This is a genomic window from uncultured Phenylobacterium sp., from assembly GCF_902826855.1.
Lineage (GTDB): Bacteria > Pseudomonadota > Alphaproteobacteria > Caulobacterales > Caulobacteraceae > Phenylobacterium.
In genome coordinates this window covers 19,507-21,036 of sequence record NZ_CADEGK010000071.1, presented here as the reverse complement: position 1 = coordinate 21,036, position 1,530 = coordinate 19,507, and the positions used below count along the sequence as shown (strand labels likewise).

2 protein-coding genes are annotated in these 1,530 nt (G+C 68.2%); one reads left to right on the top strand and one right to left on the bottom strand.

The annotated features are described in order from the left end of the window. Window positions 1–61 precede the first annotated feature (61 nt). A complete protein-coding gene (locus QZV94_RS11610) occupies window positions 62–907 on the bottom strand; it encodes a class I SAM-dependent methyltransferase (RefSeq protein ID WP_293678045.1) in 846 nt (281 codons plus the stop codon). A 204-nt stretch (window positions 908–1,111) separates the two neighbouring features. Between QZV94_RS11610 and QZV94_RS11605 the strand changes: the two genes are divergently transcribed. After that, a partial coding sequence (locus QZV94_RS11605) for an Hsp20 family protein (RefSeq protein ID WP_293678044.1) occupies window positions 1,112–1,530 on the top strand: 419 nt, incomplete at its 3' end.

Below are 1,530 nucleotides of genomic sequence, written 5' to 3'. Positions count from 1 at the left end.
AAACCGCCTGTGGCGCCCGGGCCGGCCTCATTGGCGAAATTGCACCGCCCGGGCGCTAGGATCAGCCGGGCTTGACGAACCGCAGGGTCATCCGGTCGCTCTCGCCGATCGCGTCGTACTTGGTGCGGTCGAAAGCGGGATCCGCCGGCTGGCCCGGTCGCGCCGTCCACCGGCTGGGGGGCAGCGTCCACACCCCGAACGGATGGTCCTTCGTGTCCTTCGGATTGGCGTTGACCTCGGACTTGGCGGCAAGCTTGAAGCCGGCCTTCTGGGCAGCGGCGATGACCGTGGCCTCGGAGACGTAGCCGTTGGAGTAGCCGGGGGCGTCGGGTTTCGGATCGGAGCGATGCTCCTCGACGCCGAGCACACCGCCCGGCTTCAGCACCGCGAAGGTATCCTTCAGGACCTTGTCGAGCATGCCCGGCTGCATCAGGAAGTTGTGGATGTTGCGGGACGTGAAAACGAGGTCCGCGGAATTCGGCGCACCCAGCGGTCCCGCCTGCGGGCCGAAGTTGACGACCGTGACCTTGCCGTAGACGGCGGCGTCGCCGAACTTCTTCTCGAAAGCCTCCCGGCCGGCCTTGGCGCCTGCGGAGAGAGTGGGACTGGCGAGATCGGCGCCGGTGGCCACGTAGGTTCCGCCCGTGGCCTTGGCGTACGGGGCCAGAATCTCGGTCCAGTAGCCGCCCCCGGGACTGATCTCGACGACCGTCTGCCCGGGCTTCAAGCCCCAGAAGGCCAACGTCTCGGCAGGGTGGCGCGCGGCGTCGCGAGCCTTGTTGGCGGGGGCCCGGTTGGCGCCGGCGACCGCGGCCTGCAGCTTGGCGTCGGCAGCCGGAGCGGCGGCCGCGTGGATGGGGGCGGCGAGAATGGCAACGGCCGAAGCGGCGATGGCGAGGCGGAGCATTGGGGGGATTCCTCCGGATGGCGGGCCAGCAGCCTAGGCATTGCCGCGGTTTGCGGAAAGGGCCTTGAAGCCCTCATCTGCGCGCCTATCTGAACTCGCGGAGGCGCTGGATGTCCGGGCCTCCTTGGGCTGAAGGCGACGCCGCCAGGGTCGCCGCAGGTCCAACTGAACCGCAACCTTGCTTTGAAAGAAGGATGTGACCGCATGCGTACGATCGACTTCTCACCGCTCTATCGCTCCGTCGTCGGCTTCGACCGGCTGGCGAACCTGCTTGAGACCGCCGCGGCCGATGGCGCCGCCGGCTATCCGCCCTACAACATCGAACGCACCGACGAGAACGCCTACCGCATCGATATCGCGGTGGCCGGCTTCCGGCCGGAAGAGCTCAACGTCGAGGTAAAGGAGAACCTCCTCACCGTGACCGGCCGCAAGGCCGCCAACGACGAGGCCAAGACCTTCCTCCATCGCGGCCTGGCCGAGCGCAACTTCGAGCGCAAGTTCCAGCTCGCCGACTACGTCCTGGTGCAGGACGCCAACCTGGCCGACGGCCTGTTGCAGATCTCGCTGAAGCGCGAACTGCCGGAGGCCCTGAAGCCCCGCACGGTGGCGATCACCACGGGCGC

What these genes read in the sequence shown, in the direction of transcription:
- QZV94_RS11610 (WP_293678045.1), bottom strand. Translation starts at nt 907, where the DNA reads ATGCTCCGCCTCGCCATCGCCGCTTCGGCCGTTGCCATTCTCGCCGCC.